Consider the following 14,125-nt stretch of genomic DNA (forward strand, 5'->3'; position numbering starts at 1 on the left):
CCGGGCGCAACCCCTCGCCTGGGCTCGGGGCCTTCCACTGCGTTTCAGCCTCCGGTGCGCCCGGCCCTTGTGGGCGGGCCTCCCGGCCGCTCTTCGCCGCCCACCCCGCTTGGCCGGGGACGGGCGGGTTGGAGAGCCAAGGGAGAGGCCCGATGCCTGCTGTCGAACGCTGCTCGGAACCCGACCGGCCGTCCCTCTATGCCGAGGTCACCGGCCGCATCGTGCATGAACTGGAGCAGGGCCGGGTGCCCTGGGTCCAGCCCTGGGGCCGGAGCCCCTGCCCGCTCGGCCTGCCCCGCAACGCCGCCACCGGGCGCCGGTATTCCGGCATCAACATCCTGATCCTGTGGGACGCCGCCGTGGCTTGCGGCTTCCCCTCGCAGAACTGGCTGACCTACCGGCAGGCCGTGGAGCTGGGCGGCCATGTCCGCAAGGGCGAGCGCGGCACCACGGTCGTCTATGCCGACCGCTTCGTGCCGCAAGCCGAGCGCGAGCGCGCCGAGGCCGAGGACGACGAGCCCGCGGGCGTGCCGTTCCTCAAGCGCTTCACCGTCTTCAACGCAGCCCAGTGCGAGGGCCTGCCCGAGCGGGTCGGCAGCGCCGTGCCGATGGTGCCGGACGACGCCATCGTGCCCGAGGCCGATGCCCTGATCGAAGCGACCGGCGCCGACATCCGCATCGGCGGCGACCGCGCCCTTTATGTGCCTTCGGAGGACTTCATCCGGGTGCCGCCGCGCGCGTCCTTCTTCGCGCCGATCAACTGGTACCGCACCTGCTTCCACGAGCTCGGCCACTGGACCGGCCATCCCTCGCGCCTCGCCCGCGACTTCTCCGGCGCCTACGGCTCGGTCGCCTATGGCCGCGAGGAGCTCGTCGCCGAGATGGCCAGCGCCTTCGTCTGCGCCTCGCTCGGCATCGTCCCGACCGTCCGCCATGCCGACTACCTCGGCGCCTGGCTCGAGCTTCTGCGCGAGGACACGCGCGCGATCTTCCGCGCCGCCAGCCACGCCAGCCGGGCCGCCGACTTCATCCTGGAGACGGCGCCATGCTCCTGATCCCCGATCCCCTGCGCGAGCGGCTCGCCGCCAACTTCCGGGCCGGTCCCGAGCACGATCCGGTACCGGTGGTGAAGCTCTATGCCCCCTGGGGCGTCGCCTGCTGGTTGCTGACCGAGCTGATGGAGGACGGCGACACCCTCTTCGGCCTGTGCGATCTCGGCTTCGGCTGCCCCGAACTCGGTTATGTCAGCTGGGCCGAGCTGGAGGCCCTGCGCGGCCCCTTGGGCCTTGGCATCCGCCGCGACGAGCGCTTCGCGCCGGCCCGCCCGCTCTCGGTCTATGCCGGCGCCGCCCGGCTCTGGGGCCGCATCGTCGAGGACGACGTCCTGCTCGCCGATGCCGCCCGCCACCTCACCCCGCTTCCGCCCGCTCCGGGCGGTTGAGCCTGCGCCACCCGGCGCAGCCCGGCCCCGCCCGGCGATCTTGCCGGATGGACGGACGGGGCCGGTTCACCCATCCCTCATGAGAAGGATGAGCCACCATGGAACTGCTCCACATCCCGCTCGGCAAGCTGTATCCGTCGCCCCTCAACATGCGGCACGGCAAGGCCGAGCCCGATGTCTCCGACCTCCTGCCCCTGATCCGGGCGCGCGGCATCCTGGTGCCGCTGCTGGTCCGGCCGGACGGCGAGCGCTACGAGATCATCGCCGGCCGGCGGCGCTACTTCGCCGCCCGGATGGTCGAAGAGGAGGCAGGCGAGATCGAGCCCCTGCCCTGCGGCGTGCTGGCGCCGGGCGACGATGCCGCCGCCATCGAGGCCTCGATGATCGAGAACATGGCCCGCCTCGATCCCGACGAGTCGAGTAGAGATAGCGCGCCGCGTCGGCTTGCGCCGATCGGTCTCGCTATCCCCCTCGCCGAACCGGACGTGCGAGTTTTCCCGCATCCGGCTCTCCATGGGCGGCTGTTGCCGCGGTGCCCGCAAGGGCGGTGCTCAACGTGTTGAACGATGGCCAGAAGTCATTCGCGCCAGGTAGCGCGAACGCGATCCGGTCCCTGTTCCAGCCGTTCGAGATCCTGATGCCACGCAGTGCGTAGCGGGCTGTCCCGCCGTCTTGGAACCTCCGCATCCAGACTCCCTCATCACCCCAACGCCCCCGCGAGGCCGGGGCGGTTCCGCGGAACCGCCGCCGCAGCACGTGGGAGGACGTTCTGGGGTGCTTCTTCTTGAGCCAGATGAAGAGGCGCCGCCAGAGCCAGTGATCGAGTTTGGCGAACTCGCCGCGGGCTCCGACGGCATAGCGGTAGTAGGTCCGCCATCCCGTGACGATCGGGTTGAGTTCCCGGAGAAGGTCGGACAGCGACCGGCTGGTCGTCGCCCGCGTGGTCATGGCCTTGATGCGTCGGCGGATCGCCTGTGCCTTGTCGACGGGAATCTTACCCTTTCCGACCGGCCGATCAGCGAGCGCCGACCGCTCCAGGACCACTCGATAGCCGAGGAAGGTGAAGCCCTCCTCGACTGCCGTGACCAAGGTCTTCTCCAGGGACAGCTCCATGCGAAGCTCCTCCTCGAGGAACCTCGCCAGCCGCTCCCGTTCGGCCTCCGCATCATCTTGCGACCCCGCGACCAGGATCACGAAGTCGTCCGCGTATCGAACCAGGTAGAACGTTGGCTGGCCGCGCTTCCAGTCTCGGTTGCGCTGCCAGACCGCTCGCCTGAGATCGTCACGCGGAGCGGGCGTCCAGCGCCGGTAACGCTCATCGAGCGCCGTCAGGTAGACGTTCGCCAGGAGAGGCGAGATTACACCTCCCTGCGGCGTCCCCGTCACCGGGTGCCGGACCATGCCTTCGGCCAGGATACCAGCCTTCAGGAACACGCCGATCAGACGCAGGACCTTGCGGTCCCTGATCCTTCGTCGGACCCGCTCCATCAGCAGGTGATGGTCGATGGCATCGAAGCATCCCTTGATGTCGCCTTCGACGACGTAGCGCACGCGTGTGCGCCCCGCCCGCGTCGGCTGGAGTTGGCCTCGAATCGAGGCTATCGCATCATGGGTGCTCCGCCCGCGTCGGAACCCGTATGAGGTCGGGTAGAAGTCCGCCTCGAAGATGGGCTCCAGGACGTGCATGAGGACCATCTGCACCAGACGATCCTTGAGCGTGGGAATGCCCAGCGGTCGGAACTTTCCCGGCTTGCCCGGTTTCGGAATCAACCGCTCCCGGACAGGTTTGGGCCGGTAGGTTCCAGCGCGGAGTTCCTCTCGGATGCCCTCGAGGTACGCCGCGACACCGCCGGGCCGCCCTTCGACTTTGCGCCGCGTCAGCCCGTCAACTCCCGGTGTGTTGCTGCCCGCACTGCGGGTCAGCTTCCTCCAGGCGAAGGCGAGCGTTCGACGATCGCAGATCACGTTGAACAAGTCGGCGAATCCCTTGTCGGGGTCCGCGTGACTCCACCGGTACAGCTTGCGCTGCATGTCGAGGATGAACTCGGTATTCACCGAGCCGGGCATACGCCCTCCTCCTGCTGGCCAGCTGACCCCACTGTCCCCCTTCGCCGTGTGAGCGGCTTTCCCGCCCTCTGACTACTACGAGGACTCCGCCCCCTGCCGCCGCGATCACCGGTCGCCTCGATCATCCCTCGCCCGGAGGCTGGGGAGACGGTGACAGGGTTCCCAGGTTCCGTTTGCTTCCCCTCGTCCGCTGTAGGCGCCGACTTTACCCCGTGTGGAATCCGATCCCTGGTCACCGCAGACTGGACCAGAAACTGACCGACGCTGCGCGCCAGCCCCTGGACCGCAACGTCATCAGTGCGGCCCAGCTCTCCACCGGCCTTGCGGCCGGCCCACCCACTTCCGCGTTGGTGGAGTTCGTGCTCTTCCGGGGCTTCAAGCATCGGTTCGGTTGCCCTCGCCATGACGGACTCGCTGGCCGGCCCGCTCAGGAGGGCGGAAGTCCTCCCGCGGCTGGCTTTGACGGGTTCTGCTGATGTATGGCTCCCCGGAGGCACCCGGTTCACCTCACCCATCTGCTTCTCCTCGCGCACTGCGGCGCACTCGGTTCGGGGTCTTCCACCCCGCAGGGATGCAAACAGCCAGGTGGCTCCCACACCACCATCCTGGCGCACGATGACGCAGCACGAGGCATTCACGAGACTGGTCAAGGAGGGCCGCAGCGTGGCCCAGATCGCCGCCACCTTCGGCCTCACCGAGGTGATGGTGAAGCAGCGCCTCGCCCTCGGCAACCTGCTGCCGCGGCTGCGCGACCTCTACCGCCGGCAGGAGATCGATGCCGAGACCATCCGGCACCTGACCATAGCGTCCAAGGCCCGGCAGCGCGAATGGCTGGCCCTCTACGACGACCCGAAGCAATGGGCGCCGACCGGCATCCAGGCCAAGCGCTGGATCCTCGGCGGGCAGGCGATCCCGGTCTCGGCGGCGCTGTTTCCGCCCGACGAGTACCCCGGCAAGATCCTCTCCGACCTGTTCCGGGAGGAGCGCTACTTCGCCGATCCGGAGGCCTTCTGGCCGCTCCAGAATGCGGCCATCGCCGCCAAGTGCGAGGCGCTCCTCGCCGCCGGCTGGGCCGGGGTCGAGGTGCTGGAGGCGGGCAAGCCTTTCGCGGAATGGGAGCACGAGCGGGTGCCGAAGGCGAAGGGCGGCAACGTCTTCGTCACGGTCTCGCATCAGGGCGAGGTCGAGCTGCATGAGGGCTGGGTCAGCCGCAAGGAGGCCCGCAAGCTCCGGCCGAAGCAGGACAGCGGGAGGCCCGAGCCGGCGGCGCGGCCGGAGGACAGCCGGGCGCTCAAGCGCTATCTCGACCTGCACCGGCATGCCGCCGTGCCGGGGGGCGCTGCTCGGCCATCCGGGCACGGCGCTGCGGCTGCTGCTGGCGCATGTCATCGCGCCCTCGGGCCGCTGGCAGGTCGAGCGCGAGGGCCAGGAGGCGCCCAGCGAAGCCGTCGCCGCAAGCCTTGCCAGCAGCACCTCGGAGGCGGCGTTCGGCGCCGAGCGCCGGGAAGTGCTGGAGCGGCTCGGCCGCGCCGAGGACGAGGCGCTCGTCGCTGGGCATTATGCCGGTGATGACGCCACCGCCGCCGCCTTCGAGGCCTGATGGCGCTCCCGGACGAGGAGGTGATGTGCGTCCTCGCCGTCGCCATCGGCGAGACCTTGATGGCCGGCGCTGCCGTCGTCGATGCCGTCGCCGCCAGGCTCGGCATCCGCATGGCCGAGCTCTGGCAGGCCGACGACGCCTTCTTCGATCTCGTCCGCGACCGCGAGGTGGTGGACGCGATGCTGGCCGAGGTCGCCGGCCGGGCCGTGGCAGACGCGAACCTCTCGGCGACGCTCTAGGCTCGCCGCGGCATCGTCCGCGACTGCCTCGCCGGCGCCAACGGACGGGCCAGGGTCGAGGGCTGGACGCCGGCCTGGATGGAATTCCCGGCGCGGTCCTACACCGCTCGCGGCGCCCTCGCCTGAGGCCGTAGCAGCAGGGGCGGCGCCGCCGTCCCTGCCCTTCCCGAAGCCGCTCCTGCCCCGCGCGGGAGCGGTCTTTGCCGTCCCCTGTTGCCGGCCGGCGAGGCTGCCGTGGCCCGTGCCGGCATGGTGTCTCCGCTGTCCGGCCGGGGCCGGTCCCGCCGCGCTGTCGTTGGACCTGCGGGCGGCGCCGGCCGGTCCGAAACCCTCCCGACCGGTTTTCTCCCCGCCGCCTCCGGCGGCTCCTCGCGCCCGCTCCGCTCCACAAAACCGGTCCGTCCGGGTCCTCCGCTGCCGCTCCGGCCCTCCGGGTGCGGGCCGCCCGCCGCGCCCGCGACGGTCCGCCATCGCGGCGGGACAGGCCCCCGCGACATCACAGAAGGAGACACGCCATGCCCGCGATCGGTCACGTCACCAAGCTCGCCACCGGCGGCTACAAGGGCCAGGTCAAGACCCTCTCCATCCGCGCCGAGATCGACATCGTCCCGAACACGGCGAAGTCCGGCGACACCCAGCCCGACTTCCGCGTCCTCACCCAGGGCGTCGAGATCGGTGCCGGCTGGGTCCGCACCGGCGAGGCCTCCGGCAAGCCCTATGTCAGCCTGTCGCTGGCCGCTCCCGAGTTCGGTCCCCGCAAGCTCTACGCCAATCTCGGCCGCGCTGCCGGACAGGACGATCCCGATGTCTTCGCCCTGATCTGGAACCCGGCCGACTAGTCTCAGCCCGGCCGCCCTCGCACCTCGCGGGGGCGGCTCTGTCATCCGCGGCTGTCAAGCAACACGAACCTTTCCGCACCGGGCCACGACCGGGAATGGCATGGGCGCAGCCGCGGGGAAGCAGCCCGCCGGAGTGCCCCGGCTTCAGCCATCATCGGCGCGTGAATAGCTCCCGGAATGCCGCCTCGGCCTCGCGCAGCCCCTCATCGGTCAGCACCACCGACTGCGCCTTGTTCGCCGGATTCGCGATCAGCCCATTGCGGAACAGCCGGTCCGTCGCGCCCCAGTCGAAGCTCTTCCACGCCCGGCGCTCGGCATGCAGCGTCAGCCACATCAGACCGAGCACCGCCCGGTCGATCTTCTCGGTGTCGATCTCCATCCGCCGATCTCCTCGATCGGCCCGGCGGCGGCGACGCCTCCCTGATGCGGGAGAGCTCGTGTCCCCTGAGGGGGCCCTGGCGGCACCGCCGGTGACATGTTGCTTCGTCTCGGCCTTCCCATCCTACCAGCCGGAAGCGGAGCCTCCGTCAAGGAGGCGCGGTCCCCCCGAGATGCTCCGCATCTCGGCTCCCCCGCGCCCCGCTCCGCGGCGCCTCCGGCGTCCCTGACGGAGCCTCCGCCGGCTGCTCCTGACAGACGTCCTCGACGAGGAGGACGGCTCATAACGGAGGATCCGATGCTCCCTTCCGACCATCCACACGCGTCGTTCGACCGCTTTCCCAAGCTCGTCCATGACCTCGAGATCGAGTTCGGACCCGACGGACTCGACGCCGTGGTCGAGCGCTTCGTCGAGGCCGAGCTGGGCGAGTTCGTCTGGGACGGCCGCATCGCGGAACGCGATCTCGGCTCCTACGAGAACGAGGATGACGACGAGTTCGGAGGCTCGGGTCTAGTGGGGATCCTGAGCGTCTTCCGCGGCCGATATCGCGTCGCGACCTGCGTCGTCGACCGCGCCCGGCGGCTTCAGATGATGCTCGTCATCAATGATTTCGACGACCTGGAGAGCGCCGATAACGCGTTCAGAAGCGGCGCTTGAGAGGCCGATTCGACGCCTCGGAGAGCGGTCGATCGGCCCGGCCGCTCTCCGGCTTCGAAGGCCGGCAGATCGATAGATTGGATTTGAGGGATCGCAGACGGGCGGGCTCGAGGTGGCTGGGGACGGGAGAGTCGGCGGGTCCGATTAAGACGGCAAGATAAAGCGCCGGCACACGCCGGCGCCTAAGTCTTTGTCTACACATCTTTTTTCATGGTGCCATGGCCGTTCGGCAGTGGGCCATTCTGGCACCATGCACTCCGCGGGCTTGCCGCGGCCACCGCGCTAGCCGCCGCTGTCGAGCGCTGGCTGGACCCATCCGGACGCCCGCTCCAGCATCGGTGTCGCGCGGGCACCGTTGGCGGCATCGAGCGCTGGGTATCCGATGGCGGCGATGTGGGAATTGATGCGCCTCGTGTCGCGCAGGATGTCCAGATGGAGCGAACTGGTCTCGATGCTTTCGAGACGGCCCTCGCGCAGCCGGAGGAAGTGCGTCTCGGTGGCGTGGCGTTCGAGCTCGCGGAACACCTCCTTCTCGGCGATCAGCCTGGCAGCCGTATGGGCATCGCCGGTCATGAACACAGAGACGGCGAGCTTCAGGTTCGCCAGCAGCCGCTCGCACATGGCGCGGATCTCCTCGGTGCCCTCCGCCGAGAAGGCCAAGCGGAAGCGGACCCTCTTGGCCGCCAGCTCCATCAGGTTCTTGTCGATGATGTCGCCGATGTGCTCGAGGTTGATGGCGAAGCTGAGCACGTCGGAATAGCGGCGGCCAGCCTCGTCATCGAAACCGTCGCGGCTGATCCTCGTCAGGTACAGCTTGATCGCGCGGTGCAGGCCGTCGACGCCATCGTCCATGCGGCTGATCTCGGTAACGCGCCTGCGATCGTCGGCCTGGAGGGCCTCGACCACGCCGCGCAGCATGGCCTCGACGATGTCGGCCATGCGCAGGGTCTCCCGGGCGGCGTTGGCCAAGGCGAGGTGCGGGTCGGACAGGGCGCCGTCGTCGAGATGGAGCGGCGCGCCCGGGTCCTGAAGGTTCTCCGGCCGGTCTGGCAGCAGCCATTCCAGCAGCCTTGCCGTCGCCGGCAGGGCGATGAAGAAGGGGATGGCGAGCACGAGATTGAAGGCGGTGTGGACATTGGCGGCCAGGCGCGCCGGGTCGGGGTCGAGCCGGAGCAGCAGGTCGGCGATCGGAGCGGCGAGCGGCAGGGCGACGGCGACGCCTATGGCGCGGGTCAGGAGATTGCCGACCGGCAGCCGGCGATGGACCGGGTTGCCACCGCCGGCGCCTTCCAGCACCGGGTTGATCGCGCTGCCGAGATTGGCGCCGACAACTAGTGCGACCACCGCCGCCTGCTCGATCACCCCGGCCCCGGCGAGCGACATCACCAGCAGCACGACCGCGACGGAGGAATGGGCGGCCCACGCCAGGCCGGCCGCGATCAGAACGCCGAGCGCCGGGGCCGAGGCGACGAGGCCGAAGACCGCCCGGACCGACGGCACCTCGGCTGCCGGTTCGATCGCCACCACCAGCAGGTGCAACGCCAGGAGGATCAGCCCGAGACCGATCCAGACCCGGCCGAGATCGCGGCTGCGGGTACGGCCGCTGCGCTTGAAGGCGACGACACCGACCAGGATCAGGATCGGCGCGACCAGGGAGATTTTGAAGGACAGGATCTGCACGATCAGGGTGGTGCCGACATTGGCGCCGAGCATCACTCCAAGCGCCGGAGCCAGGCCGATCACGCCGGAGGCGACGAACGACGTCGCCATCAGCCCGGTGGCGGTGCTGCTCTGCAGCGCGGCGGTCACCCCGAGCCCGACCAGGAAGGCGTTGAGGCGGTAGCGCAGGCTCCGGCCCAGCACCCGGCGCAGGTCCGAGCCGAAGGCCCGCATCACCCCAGTCGAGACCATGTGCACGCCCCACAGCAGCAGCGCGACATAGCCGGCGAGAGTGAGGAGTATCAGCGCGCCGGTCATGCGGCCGTCGAGGGCAAGGCGGGTCTCCTAGGTGGCGGAGATTGCAGAAGGTGTCGACCCTAGGACCAGAGTGCTCGCGCCGTCCGGCTCGCAGTCGTCATGAGAATGACGAATTCGGGACATTGGATTGATTGCGGATGGACTCAGGCCTCGTGCCGCTCCGCTCGCGTGAGCTGAGGTCATCCCGAGCGGGCCTTCATGAAACAGACAGATTATTCCAATGATCTTGCCGATCGTGACCCGGATGCCCTTGCCGTCGTCGGTTCGGCGATCGCTTCCGGAGAGCGCCATTTCCGGCCATCGACCTGGCGCACCAGTACCGGACGTCACCCAAATTCATCGGATTCGGCCGGTTCCCGCCAAGCCGACCCAGTGAGCCTGATCCAAAACCGGCCATCGCACTCGGCTCCGTGAAGCGGACATGGCCGGCTGCGGCTCATACCGGTTATTGGCATGGTGTCCCAGAAGCGGCGGAGCTGAACAAGGCTTCAAGATCGGGCGCGAGAGATCTCAGGGGTTCGAAGGCGGTTGTCTAAAGCGCGTTGATCCAGGCGGTCACCGCGGCGTTCACGTCGTCTTTGCGGTCCTGCATGATCCAATGACCGGCGTCGGGCCATACGTCGACTTTCGACCTCGGGTGCGAGAACCACGGCCGCATACGGTCGGCTTGGACCGGATCACGACACAGGTGGTAGAAGGGCACCGTCAAGCTTCTGCAGAATATCGCGCTCGCCTCTCCTACGCCTATCTGGTCTGCTCCGAAGAAGAGCGGACCGAAGGACTCGCGCACGACGTGCGGTGGCACCCCCTGCAAGCGTCTCGTGTGCCAGCGTTTGTATGCCGGATCGGTCGCGGGGTCGTAGACGAGCTGAAACAGGGCCGGGACCACCACCCCGGGATCGTTGACGTTCAGATCATGAGCAGTCTTCCCGAAGAATTGCGCTGCATCGCTGGAAAAGCCGAGCGCACCGTCGACGGACACAACGGCGTCGACCATGTCAGGTCGCTTGGCGGCGAGACGGGCAGCGATCTGTCCACCCATCGAATGCCCCACAATGATGAACGTCTGGCCGGGATATCTGGTCGAGATCAACGCCTCGATGTCGGCAATGTAATCAGCGGGCGTGTAGGCGCCTGACGGCATGACCTCGGACCTGCCGTGCCCCCGCAGGTCGACCGCGACGACACGGTAATTGCTCTCGAACAACGGCAGCTGCCAGCTCCAATCGTGGGAGTCGCACGTCCAGCCGTGCAGAAGCATCACATTCTTGCCTGTGCCTGCCTCCGTGGCGAAGAGCTTTGCCGTGGAGCCGACCGCCGCGTAAGCCCGGCCGTGACCCTGCGTGCCCGCAACCGCCGCCGCGCCGGCGAGCGTCAGCATCCCGCGCCGGGACAGATCGTACCGCCTTGCTTCCATTCGGATCCTCCGTGGTGCTTGAGCCCGCCGACCGGCTCCCTCCATCGGTTTGGGTGATTCAGATCTTGAGCTCAGAGCGATCGAGTTGCCGCAAAAGTATACATCGGATATCTACGGTCAATTACGCACCGCGAAGTGCGCAGGTATACAGAGGGATATCGGGATGACGTGCCAAGTTGATGCGGTGTTCTTTGCGGACTGCGCCGCACGCTCCTTCTTCGATCAGGTCGCCAACAAGTGGTCGGTGATGATCCTCACCCTGCTCAGCGAGAAGCCGACCCGCTTCAATGAGATCAGGCGGAGGCTGGAAGGCGTCACGCACAAGGCGTTGGCGCAGGCGTTGCGACGTCTGGAGCGCAACGGGCTGATCGCTCGCCAGGTGCTCGCCACCTCGCCAGTCGCGGTCGAATACTCAATCACGGACCTCGGGCGCACCCTGCAGGGCCCGTTTGGAGCAGTGTACGAGTGGGCGATCAACCATTTGCACGAGATCGAGCGGGCGCAACAAACCTATGACGGACGGGCGGGCCGGTGAGTCCACTTGGCCTCGGTGACGAGAGCGCCAAAAGCAGTCGCCACGCCGGTATCTCGACACCGGACGTGGCTAAAACTCCGGGCGCCTGGCCTCGTGTCGCCCAACTCGGGTTACGAAGCGTGCCCGAAACCGGTCGCCACAGCCGGCTCCTAAGGCCGCCGCCGGCGCCAACGGCCTGAGGCGTCGTCAGTCCGGCGCGCGGCCGGAGACAATCGGCCTCTGGTACCAACGATTCACCCCATCTGGACCTACCCAGCGGCGGCATCAAGGATCAAAGTCCCGTCCGTTCGATGTCGGTCCACTGTTCTCCAGATCGCGGTCGCGGCGCCTGACGCCGCAGTTCTGTGGTCGTCTCTAGCGTCCTGTTCATGGCCACGTCGGCGTATCTCCTTTTTCTGTGAATACGAAACGGAGTATTGCCATGACCCAATTCTTCTACATCCGCTCCCTGCAGTCGCCCAATTACGTTCTGAACGGGCAGGGCGGCAACCCGGTCGCGGGCCAGGCCATCATCACCTGGACCCAGGTGGAGGGGTTGATCGGGGGGTACAACGAGCTCTGGATCCTGCAGAATCAGCAGATGGAGGTCGGGCCGAACACGAAGACGTCCAGCTTCCAGATGCCGCAATACTACATCGCCTCGGCCTCCAGCCCCGATCTCGTCTTCGATCTCGGGCCGGATATCAACGGCTCGCCCTCCGTCGTCCTGGCGACGAAGGTGGCCGGCAAGGCCAGCCAGATCTGGTCCCTGCAGCCCGGGACGATCTCGGATGAGGCCACGGCCGGCGTGCTCGTCAATACTTCGAACGGACAGGCCCTGACCGCCAGCGGCACGTATCAGGGGGCCCAGCTCGTGACCTCCGCCCTGCCGAACCCGGTCACCTCCGGCTATGCCTGGCAGATCGAGCCCTGCGCCGTGCCGGTCAACCAGCCGACGACCATCCAGTGCATGCAGTTCGGGCTGCAGTCGCCGCAGGTGATCACGATCTCGCAGGTCGGGACGTTCGACGCCCCGAACGGGTCCCTCTCCGTCGCCCCGATCGTCCCGCCGACCAAGGGCAAGCCGACTTGGCCCGCCAACGCGATCTGGGTCTACACCCTCGACGGCCTGATCGTGAGCAGCGATAATCCGCAGCTCGCCCTCACCTGGTGCAGCAACGGCATCTACGCGCTACCGCGGCAGCCCGCGGGTTACAACAGCCTGCAGCAATGGATCGTCACGGCCGCTCCGGCCGAGTGGTCCGACGGCAACGACACGTACAAATATTCGCGGCTGACCATCTCGCCCTACTCCCAGCCGGATCGGTATCTGATGCTGAACCAGTGGGGCGGCCTGGCCATCCAGGCCTATGACGGTGGCGCGGCCGCCAACGGGTCGATGTACTGGGCCAATGGCAGCGGCTATCCGCTGGAAAGCATCATGGCCCAGCCGCCGCTGCCGTTCCCCACGGGGCCGAGCGACAACGACCAATACGCGCAGAGCTACAGCTACATCAGCGCCAACGTGAATCCGCAGGCCAAGGCGACCGCCGGGATCCGCGCCTATTACACTACCTCCAACCAGCAGGAGCTGGGCATCTGGCGCTCTCAGGTCTCGACGATGCAGATGCCGTCCTCCATCACTGACCCCGCTGCCTGGGCGGCGGTGGTCAAGCAGCTGGATCTCGAGCTCTCCATTGCCGCGGCGATCCAGGGCAATTACGCGGTCATGTCGAACCTGGCCGATCAGATGGAAGGCACCATCAAGAGCAGCGTCAACGACCTGTCGGCGCTGATCGGTCACTCGCTCGGCACGGCGACCGGGAGCCTCGCCACGCTGGGCGAAGGGCTGGTGCTGGCCGGCGTCAACCTGATCCCCGACCTCGGCGGTGCGATCGCGACCCTGATGCAGACCGGGCTGAACCTCGCGACCGGAAACGGCGGCATCAAGGTCACCAAGTTCGAGATGGCCGTGGCCGATCTCCAGACCAGTGTCAACAACACCTTCGCCGCGCTGCAGGCGGCCATCGCCCAGCAGCAGACGGCCATCCTCTCCGACTGGGGGAAGATGCAGGCGCTGAACCAGCTGGTCACGCTGCCCACCTGGCACCCCAACACGCTGTACCTGTCCGATGATGCGACGATCGCGTCCGCCGAAGCTGTCGGTTACGGCGCGCAGCTCGCGATCCTCCAGTATCTGATGCCCGCCGGCTTCCAGATCTGGCGCTGGTACAACATGTCCGGCTCGGTCTCGCAAAGCCTGCCGCCGAACGCGCCCGGCTACGCCCAGTATCGGGAGAACCTGCCGGGCGGGGTGTTCAACCTCTACATGGTTGCCGGCGGCTCATACGGCGACGATGGCGGGCACAACAGCTCGTATTACCCAAGCCAGGCGGTCATGAACCGGATCTGGGAGCTCGGCACGCAGCCCGCCAATTTCTTCAACCGCTGCAACGGCTGGGACAATTTCACCGTCCAGTCGCGCGATGTCGGCGGCCAGTGGATCGCCGATGGTGAGGACAACCCGATGCGCGGCGGGTGGTGCAACCTGCTGCTCGGGACGATCCAGAACTGCACCCCGAACCAGCTCTCGGTCCGGGTGTCAACGAACCACGACTGCGCTCTCTCGTGGAACACGGACACGGTCACCGTCGGGCCGTGGGGGCTCGTGACCTATGCCCTTCGTGTTGGCAATCACGACGACACCAGCGCCAATATCTATGTCTACGATCCGACCTATTCATCATCCAACGAGGTGCTGGAGTTCGAGATGGTCGGCGGTCAGGGCAGCTGCTACATGAACGGGCCCTACACCACGCAAGACAACTACAACCTGACGCCCCAATCGAAGAACGGCCATACCTACGACGCGAACAGCGGGCCGCCGGACGAGCTCACGGTCTGGGTCGTGCAGGGCTAGAACAGGCAGCGGGGCGCCGGTCGATTTCCGATCGGCGCCTTGCGCTTAGCGGACGAGCGTCTCGCATCGCCCCGT

General features: G+C 67.7%; 13 protein-coding genes. 9 read left to right on the plus strand and 4 right to left on the minus strand.

Annotated features, from left to right (window positions below; translation table 11 throughout):
• Positions 1–152 precede the first annotated feature (152 nt).
• The 3 genes from G537_RS0120805 to G537_RS43050 all read left to right on the plus strand — a co-directional run bounded on the left by G537_RS0120805 (position 153) and on the right by G537_RS43050 (position 2,004).
• Positions 153–1,055 carry an ArdC family protein gene (locus tag G537_RS0120805; protein WP_026871762.1) on the plus strand — a complete coding sequence of 301 codons (903 nt, stop codon included), beginning with the start codon at positions 153–155 and terminating at the stop codon, positions 1,053–1,055.
• Positions 1,046–1,441, plus strand: a complete 396-nt coding sequence (locus tag G537_RS0120810) for a DUF2958 domain-containing protein (RefSeq protein ID WP_026871763.1) — start codon at positions 1,046–1,048, stop codon at positions 1,439–1,441. The genes G537_RS0120805 and G537_RS0120810 overlap by 10 nt, the downstream gene beginning before the upstream one ends.
• A gap of 98 nt (positions 1,442–1,539) precedes the next feature.
• Entirely contained in the window at positions 1,540–2,004 is a 465-nt protein-coding gene (locus tag G537_RS43050) for a ParB/RepB/Spo0J family partition protein (protein ID WP_026871764.1), read from the plus strand.
• Here G537_RS43050 and ltrA read toward each other — a convergent pair.
• Positions 1,904–3,508 (minus strand): group II intron reverse transcriptase/maturase, encoded by a 1,605-nt coding sequence (ltrA, locus tag G537_RS39050; protein WP_064742186.1) that lies wholly within the window; start codon positions 3,506–3,508, stop codon positions 1,904–1,906. The genes G537_RS43050 and ltrA overlap by 101 nt on opposite strands.
• Positions 3,509–4,171: 663 nt before the next feature.
• Between ltrA and G537_RS39055 the strand changes: the two genes are divergently transcribed.
• From G537_RS39055 to G537_RS0120830, 3 genes are all read left to right on the plus strand, one after another.
• Positions 4,172–5,077: a hypothetical protein gene (locus G537_RS39055; protein ID WP_051248756.1), complete on the plus strand. Its 906-nt coding sequence runs from the start codon at positions 4,172–4,174 to the stop codon at positions 5,075–5,077.
• Positions 5,078–5,107: 30 nt separating this feature from the next.
• Positions 5,108–5,347, plus strand: coding sequence for a hypothetical protein (locus G537_RS42235; protein WP_051248758.1), 240 nt, complete (start codon positions 5,108–5,110; stop codon positions 5,345–5,347).
• Positions 5,348–5,862: 515 nt separating this feature from the next.
• Positions 5,863–6,186, plus strand: a complete 324-nt coding sequence (locus G537_RS0120830) for a DUF736 domain-containing protein (protein ID WP_026871765.1) — start codon at positions 5,863–5,865, stop codon at positions 6,184–6,186.
• 151 nt (positions 6,187–6,337) lie between these two features.
• Here G537_RS0120830 and G537_RS0120835 read toward each other — a convergent pair whose 3' ends face one another.
• Positions 6,338–6,565: a DUF6429 family protein gene (locus G537_RS0120835; RefSeq protein WP_026871766.1), complete on the minus strand. Its 228-nt coding sequence runs from the start codon at positions 6,563–6,565 to the stop codon at positions 6,338–6,340.
• 297 nt (positions 6,566–6,862) lie between these two features.
• On the opposite strand from G537_RS0120835, the gene G537_RS0120840 reads away from it, so the two are divergent.
• The gene (locus G537_RS0120840; RefSeq protein WP_034852461.1) at positions 6,863–7,222 is read left to right on the plus strand and encodes a hypothetical protein; all 360 of its coding nucleotides are present in this window, start codon (positions 6,863–6,865) and stop codon (positions 7,220–7,222) included.
• A 282-nt stretch (positions 7,223–7,504) separates the two neighbouring features.
• Here G537_RS0120840 and G537_RS39060 read toward each other — a convergent pair whose 3' ends face one another.
• Together G537_RS39060 and G537_RS0120850 are read right to left on the minus strand one after the other, a co-directional pair.
• On the minus strand, positions 7,505–9,199 hold the full coding sequence (locus G537_RS39060) for a Na/Pi cotransporter family protein (RefSeq protein ID WP_064742187.1): 1,695 nt from the start codon (positions 9,197–9,199) through the stop codon (positions 7,505–7,507).
• 532 nt (positions 9,200–9,731) lie between these two features.
• On the minus strand, positions 9,732–10,616 hold the full coding sequence (locus G537_RS0120850) for an alpha/beta fold hydrolase (RefSeq protein WP_026871768.1): 885 nt from the start codon (positions 10,614–10,616) through the stop codon (positions 9,732–9,734).
• Between the two features lie 163 nt (positions 10,617–10,779).
• On the opposite strand from G537_RS0120850, the gene G537_RS0120855 reads away from it, so the two are divergent.
• Both G537_RS0120855 and G537_RS0120860 read left to right on the plus strand, forming a co-directional pair.
• Positions 10,780–11,151 carry a winged helix-turn-helix transcriptional regulator gene (locus G537_RS0120855; RefSeq protein ID WP_026871769.1) on the plus strand — a complete coding sequence of 124 codons (372 nt, stop codon included), beginning with the start codon at positions 10,780–10,782 and terminating at the stop codon, positions 11,149–11,151.
• A gap of 421 nt (positions 11,152–11,572) precedes the next feature.
• The gene (locus G537_RS0120860; RefSeq protein WP_026871770.1) at positions 11,573–14,050 is read left to right on the plus strand and encodes a hypothetical protein; all 2,478 of its coding nucleotides are present in this window, start codon (positions 11,573–11,575) and stop codon (positions 14,048–14,050) included.
• Positions 14,051–14,125 lie beyond the last annotated feature (75 nt).

Source organism: Inquilinus limosus DSM 16000, from assembly GCF_000423185.1.
Taxonomy (GTDB): domain Bacteria; phylum Pseudomonadota; class Alphaproteobacteria; order DSM-16000; family Inquilinaceae; genus Inquilinus; species Inquilinus limosus.

Bases quoted from the DNA above. Each gene is read 5' to 3' on its own strand.
- G537_RS0120840 (WP_034852461.1), top strand. From the start codon at position 6,863: ATGCTCCCTTCCGACCATCCACACGCGTCGTTCGACCGCTTTCCCAAG.
- G537_RS42235 (WP_051248758.1), top strand. From the start codon at position 5,108: ATGGCGCTCCCGGACGAGGAGGTGATGTGCGTCCTCGCCGTCGCCATC.
- G537_RS0120830 (WP_026871765.1), top strand. From the start codon at position 5,863: ATGCCCGCGATCGGTCACGTCACCAAGCTCGCCACCGGCGGCTACAAG.
- G537_RS39060 (WP_064742187.1), bottom strand. From the start codon at position 9,199: ATGACCGGCGCGCTGATACTCCTCACTCTCGCCGGCTATGTCGCGCTG.
- G537_RS0120805 (WP_026871762.1), top strand. From the start codon at position 153: ATGCCTGCTGTCGAACGCTGCTCGGAACCCGACCGGCCGTCCCTCTAT.
- G537_RS0120860 (WP_026871770.1), top strand. From the start codon at position 11,573: ATGACCCAATTCTTCTACATCCGCTCCCTGCAGTCGCCCAATTACGTT.
- G537_RS0120855 (WP_026871769.1), top strand. From the start codon at position 10,780: ATGACGTGCCAAGTTGATGCGGTGTTCTTTGCGGACTGCGCCGCACGC.
- G537_RS0120810 (WP_026871763.1), top strand. From the start codon at position 1,046: ATGCTCCTGATCCCCGATCCCCTGCGCGAGCGGCTCGCCGCCAACTTC.
- G537_RS0120850 (WP_026871768.1), bottom strand. From the start codon at position 10,616: ATGGAAGCAAGGCGGTACGATCTGTCCCGGCGCGGGATGCTGACGCTC.
- ltrA (WP_064742186.1), bottom strand. From the start codon at position 3,508: ATGCCCGGCTCGGTGAATACCGAGTTCATCCTCGACATGCAGCGCAAG.
- G537_RS43050 (WP_026871764.1), top strand. From the start codon at position 1,540: ATGGAACTGCTCCACATCCCGCTCGGCAAGCTGTATCCGTCGCCCCTC.
- G537_RS0120835 (WP_026871766.1), bottom strand. From the start codon at position 6,565: ATGGAGATCGACACCGAGAAGATCGACCGGGCGGTGCTCGGTCTGATG.